The 2,850-nt window shown below is 54.2% G+C and carries 2 protein-coding genes; one reads left to right on the forward strand and one right to left on the reverse strand.

The genetic code is table 11. The features are described 5' to 3' along the window. Positions 1-862 precede the first annotated feature (862 nt). A complete protein-coding gene (locus VKV18_RS02685) occupies positions 863-2,242 on the reverse strand; it encodes a glycosyl hydrolase (protein ID WP_324202688.1) in 1,380 nt (459 codons plus the stop codon). Between the two features lie 310 nt (positions 2,243-2,552). On the opposite strand from VKV18_RS02685, the gene VKV18_RS02690 reads away from it, so the two are divergent. Continuing rightward, positions 2,553-2,850, forward strand: a 298-nt coding sequence (locus tag VKV18_RS02690) for a G5 domain-containing protein (RefSeq protein ID WP_324202687.1), incomplete at its 3' end; no start/stop codon positions are given.

A 2,850-nucleotide genomic window follows, 5' to 3' on the forward strand; every position in this document is an offset into this window, starting at 1 on the left:
TGACCGGTTTGCACAGAAGGTTCCTCGTGGTTCAGGAACCTAAAAGCCTCGTCTCCTCCGGTATGGGGAGAGGCATGGAACGCACGACTTCTGTGTGAAGGTATCCGTCCTCGGTGGGCCGCTGCGGTGCGAGGCAAAACACAAAAGAGTACGAAACTTGCAAACGTCTCTTTTTTGGCTCATCCTGCATTTAACAGGAAGAAACACGTATACAAGGAGCCTATTTTGTATATTATAACATGGTTTCATCGGGATGTCAAACGGGGAATAGTTTTTTGTGAGGCACGTACTTCTTGTTCGCCCTTATCCCTTTGTGATTGTTTTTAGATAGGCAATACAGCTACCTGAGGAATGAGGGTTCGAGGAAATCTGTTTGGGCTTGAGGGGGGACAGCGCCGTCGCAGCACCGTCGGCATCCAGGTCACCTCGAAGCGAAGCTGAGAGGTCTTCTCATTTCATTTCTCACTGAGGGGGAGGCAGCTCTACCCCAGAAAATCTTGCGATTTTCTGGGGACCCCTGTATCGGCCTTGAGAGGTGGGGGGTAGGGGCTTGAAGAGCCGAAGGCACCTGTCATTTCGAGCCGAAGGCGAGATAAACACCTGTCCTTTCGAACCGATGCCACAACTGTCATTTCGAGCCGAAGGCGAGAAATCTTGCGTTTCCATTCCCACCGGTTCTGAGAGGTGGGGGTGAGGGGGCAGAAGCTGCCAATCTCGCGATGCTAGAGCTAGTCTATTTCGCAAGCCTACTTTGTTCGCCCCCTATCCCTTCCTTTCCCCCTATTAGGGAGGTGCTAGCGCACGGCAATGCAGCGGCCAGAGAGATAGGCGATGAAGGAAATGAGATAGGCCGCTGAGGCGGTCATCCCTTCCCCCTGTAGGAAAAGAGGCGGGGGCGTGAGGAGGAGGGTATTTCTAGGATAACCGGATGGTTGCTTAACGTCAATTGAATATTCCGAACGTTGGTGAGAGTCTGTACTGCATCGGTGCCGACGGTAGGATCGTAGATTTTCACGGAAGGAATCATTTTCGCAAACTGTATGCGCACCAAGCTTGTACCCTCTATCTGTTCATCCCATACCACCAGATAGAAGGTGCCGTTGCTTTTTTGTAGCAGCATATCATGCACCGTCACCGGCTCGTCAGGGATGGCATAGGCGAGCCTACCCGGGTTATGCAGGACGCCTTGGTCGGACAGAATCGTTGTAAGATTATGAAGATAGAGGGCCGCCTTTCTAGGCGTATAGTCCGGCCCGTAAAACCCAAATCGCTGATTTCCCGCCTCGTCCACCCTATCGCGCAAGAGATAGACGGCGGTATAGCTCCAACCGCGCTTGAACTGATCGAGATACATGGTAAGCAGGTTTAGAGCGTGAACCTCCTCTGTGATCGCCCCTCCGATAAGAACTCCCGTCTCTGTGGTGACACGGGGGAGAGAAAGCAGCTGGGTTTCAGAATATCCGGGGTAGTGATGGGCCCACGTCAGGCCATACTCTACATAAAGCCCATCCACCTTACAGGCGGAGGTGGGGTCTGCGGCGTTCCACGTTTTGTTATCGGCCAGCCCGGGGGCGTTTGGGTGGTAGATATAGTTATGCACGTTGGCGAAGTCGGCGTATTTCGTGCCGGCAGGCATCAGGGTGTTAGCCCCCTTGGGGATCGTGAGGAACTGCAGCCCCACGTTATCGGTTTCCGCCCCGTTCTCGGAGATAGACCAGACCGGATACTTTTTCAAGAGGGGATCGCTCTTTACCGCGCGGTAGAGATCTCTTTGAAGTTTCGCCACAGGCAACCACGACAGATTTCTGCCCCCCTCCTGGCCCTGATAGGTGATTCCCCAGTTGTTCGGTTCATTAGGCCCTTCAAAGGCCAAAAGGGCGCCGGCTTTGGCGAGTTGTTCTCCGGTTTTAATAAGCTCTGGAATGTTGGTGCCGCCGCTGCCGAGGCCCCAGCTATAGCGCACGCCGGTACGCTGATGCAGGTAAATAAGCTTATCAAGAGGGGGATTGCCCTCGATGCCGCTTCGTATCCAGCGAATGCCGAGATACCGAACGCACTCTATGGTTTTATCGAGGCTTTCGCCGCGCAGGCAGATGGCCGAATTAACCCCAATGGAGTTTAGAAAGTCGCTATCGCGCTTTGCTTGCACACCTGCAGCCCAGGCATTAGCTAGAGGGAAAAGAGCGGCAAGAGTGCATGAGGGAACCACAATGCTGCTAAAAAGCCGACAGAAAGCTTGCATAGGCACGATTCGTCTGTTCTCCTTTTCGATACAAACCCTTTGTGATTTCTCGCTGCAGGATGCCGAATCCTGCTTGGGGAAATGCCCAACGAAGGATAGCGCAGAGAGTGCCACCACCGACGAAATGCGGTAGGGTTGACAAAAAGGGGCTGTTTATAGTAAACTGCCCGCCAACATCTGGCTTCTAGCTGGATGTTCGTTGAAGCCACCAGTGAGGCGGCTTTTTGGGCCGCTTCCTGTGGTACGCAGATAAGGCATCCGAACGGTGTTCGGGCCATCGGAAAATCCTAAAGAAAGGAGGGACAGGTTCTTGGCGAATTCCTCGCCTGTCCGTCGCATCTCCACGATCGGGGTCATGGCCCTCGCCATCGGTGTGGGCACCATACGGCCAGGAGACGCGACACCACGACAAACGGATACTACCACGAGCGCACCCCAAACCCCGCAAATACTCACAAAAACGGTGACGCTCAGGGAACCGATCCCCTATCCCACCCTCAGGAAGCCGACCTCTCTGCTGCGAAGCGGTACCAGTCGTATTTTGCGTGGTGGAGTGAAAGGCGAAAAAGAGGTGACCTACCGCATCTGGCTTCGGCCAAACGGCACCG

Origin of the sequence: Chthonomonas sp. (assembly GCF_035294505.1) — a bacterium.
Classification (GTDB): Bacteria; Armatimonadota; Chthonomonadetes; order Chthonomonadales; family Chthonomonadaceae; genus Chthonomonas.

Coding starts and splice junctions, on each gene's coding strand:
- VKV18_RS02685 (WP_324202688.1), bottom strand. CDS start 2,242: ATGCAAGCTTTCTGTCGGCTTTTTAGCAGCATTGTGGTTCCCTCATGC.